Consider the following 3,106-nt stretch of genomic DNA (forward strand, 5'->3'; position numbering starts at 1 on the left):
TGCCCACCGACTCCTCGACCAGCTGGGCGATCTCGTCCGGCTCGAAGACGACCACGTCGGCGCCGGGCGGCGTCTCGGCGGTGTCCGGCAGGCGCACCACGATGCCGTCGTCGGAGGGCATGACCTGGGCGTCCACGCCGTACCGCTCGGCCAGCCGGCGGCCGATCGCGAGCGCCCACGGCCCGTTGACGCGCGCGCCGAGCACCGAGTGCACGGCGAGCCGCCAGTCGCCCAGCTCGTCGCGGAACCGTTCGACCACCACCGTCCGGTCGTCCGGCAGCGACCGGGTGGCCGCCTTCTGCTCGCGCAGGTAGTTCATCAGGTTGCCGGCGGCCCAGTCGTCCAGCCCACCGGCGCGCAGCGCCGCCACCGCGTCGGCGTCGGACTGCCGCAGCAGCGCCCGGACCCGGGCGCCGATCGCCCGGCCCAGCTCGACCGGACGGCCGAGCTGGTCGCCCTTCCAGAACGGCATCCGGGCCGCCTGCCCCGGCGCGGGGGAGACGAGCACCCGGTCGGGCGTGATCTCCTCGATCCGCCAGGACGACGAGCCGAGCAGGAACACGTCACCCACCCGGGACTCGTAGACCATCTCCTCGTCCAGCTCACCCACCCGGGCGGCCCGCTCGGCGCCGGCCAGGAAGACCCCGAACAGGCCCCGGTCGGGGATGGTGCCGCCGCTGGTCACGGCGAGCCGCTGGGCGCCGGGCCGGCCGGTCAGCACGTCGGTGGCGCGGTCCCAGACCAGCCGCGGCCGCAGCTCGGCGAACGCGGTGGACGGGTAGCGCCCGGAGAGCATGTCGAGCACCGCGTGCAGCGCCGAGTCGGGCAGCTCCGCGAACGGCGCCGCCCGGCGGATCAGCACGGCCAGGTCGCCGAGCCGCCACGGCTCCAGCGCCACCATCGCGACGATCTGCTGGGCCAGCACGTCGAGCGGGTTGCGCGGGTAGTGCAGCTCCTCGATCGCCCCGGCGCCCATCCGCTCGGCCACCACCGTGCAGGAGAGCAGGTCGCCCCGGTGCTTGGGGAAGACGACGCCGCGCGAGACCGCGCCCACCTGGTGCCCGGCCCGCCCGACCCGTTGCAGCCCGGCGGCCACGCTCGGCGGCGCCTCGATCTGCACCACCAGGTCGACGGCGCCCATGTCGATGCCCAGCTCCAGGCTGGACGTGGCGACCACGGCGGGCAGGCGCCCGGACTTGAGCGCCTCCTCGATCTGCTTGCGCTCCTCCCGGGACACGCTGCCGTGGTGCGCCCGCGCGATCACCGCCGGCGCCCCGGTCGCCGCGCCGGACTGCGCCATCACCTCGGCCGGCTGCCGCGGCGCGCGCACCGGCCCCACCGGCCCGCCGAACGCCTCCGCCCCGCGCCGGGCCCGGCTCCCGTCGGCCGGCCCGCCGCCGGACATCGGGCCGAGCCCGTCGGCGTCGTCGAGCCCGGCCTCGTCGCCGGCCGGCGGGCCGTCGACGCCGGGCAGCAGATCGGATACGCGCACCGGCTCCCCGCCCCGGGCCACGCGGCTGCCATCCGGGGCGGACGCCGCCTCCAACTCCTCGGCGGCCAGCTCGTTGAGGCGGGCGCAGAGCCGTTCGGCGCTGCGCCGGGAGTTGGTGAACACGATCGTGGACCGGTGCGCGCGGATCAGCGAGAACACGCGTTCCTCGACGGCCGGCCAGATCGAGGGGCGGCGGGGGGCGAGGCCGCCGAGGTCGTCCTCCGGTGGCTCCTGCTCGTCGAGGCGGGTCATGTCCTCCACCGGGACCTGGACGCTCACCTCGATGGTCTTGTCGGCCGGCGGCTGCACCACGTCGACCGGGCGGGCACCGCCGAGGAAGCGGGCGCACACGTCGATCGGCCGGACCGTGGCGGAGAGCCCGATCCGCTGGGCGGGCCGCTCCAGCAGCGCGTCGAGGCGTTCCAGGGACAGCGCGAGGTGGGCGCCGCGCTTGGTGCCCGCGACCGCGTGCACCTCGTCCAGGATGACCGTGTCCACGCCGCGCAGCGATTCGCGGGCGGCGGAGGTGAGCAGCAGGAACAGGGACTCGGGCGTGGTGATGAGGATGTCCGGCGGGGTGCGGGCGAAGGCGCGGCGCTCGTCGGCCGGGGTGTCCCCGGTTCGCATGCCGACGGTGACGTCGGGCGGGGCCAGGCCGAGCCGGGCGGCGGCCTGGCGGATCCCGGTGAGCGGGGCGCGCAGGTTGCGTTCGACGTCGACGGCGAGCGCCTTGAGCGGGCTGACGTAGAGCACGCGGCAGCGTCGGCGGGGGTCGGCCGGCGGCGGTTCCTTGGCGAGCCGGTCCAGTGACCAGAGGAAGGCCGCGAGCGTCTTGCCGGAGCCGGTCGGCGCGACGACCAGGGCGTTGCGCCCGGCGGCCACCGAGTGCCAGGCGCCCTGCTGGGCCGGGGTGGGCGCGGCGAACGCCGCGGTGAACCACTCCCGGGTCGCCGCGCCGAACTCCTGGAGCACCCCGCCCGACCGGGTCACCTCGTCCGCCACGACCCCATCCTGCCGCGCCGGTGTGACATCCGGCCGCCTCGCCGGAGCGATCTGTCCCGGCGACGACGCTCAGGGAGGGAAATGGGTGGTTATTCCGTTAAGTCTTACTTAACTGGTTGCTTGTGCACTGCAACATAAAGTAACTTCACTCGCGATGCGGCGTGGGCTGGAGGCGTGGATGACCGTCGAGGAACGAGGCTTCGGGCCCGGCACCGACCTGCTCCTCCGTCAGGTCGACGGCCGGCTGGCCGCGCTCCGCGCCGGGTTGCGCGGTCCCGACCTCGAGCTGGCCGAGGAGCTGGCCCGGCGGCTGCGCGAGATGATCCTCGCCACCGCCCGTTCCAGTGCCGCCGACCGGGCGCGCGTGCGGGCCGCCGTGCACTACTTCGTCCAGCGCCGGGAGAGCCGCGACGCCCGGCTGCCGCTGCGGTCCCTCGCGGTCGCCCAGCGCGCCGTCGACCGGGCCGCCCGCCAGTTGGACTCCACCGCCCTGTCCTGACCGGCCCACCCGACCTGACCGGCGCCCGAACTCCGCGTTGATCAAGGAGTTTGTGTCACCGCACCAGCCTGCTCCGGACACAAACTCCTTGATCACCGCGAAGGGGTGGGTGG

The 3,106-nt window shown here is 75.3% G+C and carries 2 protein-coding genes; one reads left to right on the plus strand and one right to left on the minus strand.

The window, feature by feature from the left end; translation table 11 throughout:
- The coding region (locus KBX39_RS27430; protein WP_210873247.1) for a DEAD/DEAH box helicase at positions 1-2,494 on the minus strand (2,494 nt) is incomplete at its 3' end.
- A gap of 178 nt (positions 2,495-2,672) precedes the next feature.
- On the opposite strand from KBX39_RS27430, the gene KBX39_RS27435 reads away from it, so the two are divergent.
- On the plus strand, positions 2,673-2,993 hold the full coding sequence (locus tag KBX39_RS27435) for a hypothetical protein (RefSeq protein WP_030504176.1): 321 nt from the start codon (positions 2,673-2,675) through the stop codon (positions 2,991-2,993).
- Positions 2,994-3,106 lie beyond the last annotated feature (113 nt).

This window comes from Micromonospora sp. D75 (assembly GCF_018070405.1).
Classification (GTDB): domain Bacteria; phylum Actinomycetota; class Actinomycetes; order Mycobacteriales; family Micromonosporaceae; genus Micromonospora; species Micromonospora chalcea.

Coding starts and splice junctions, on each gene's coding strand:
- KBX39_RS27435 (WP_030504176.1), top strand. CDS start 2,673: ATGACCGTCGAGGAACGAGGCTTCGGGCCCGGCACCGACCTGCTCCTC.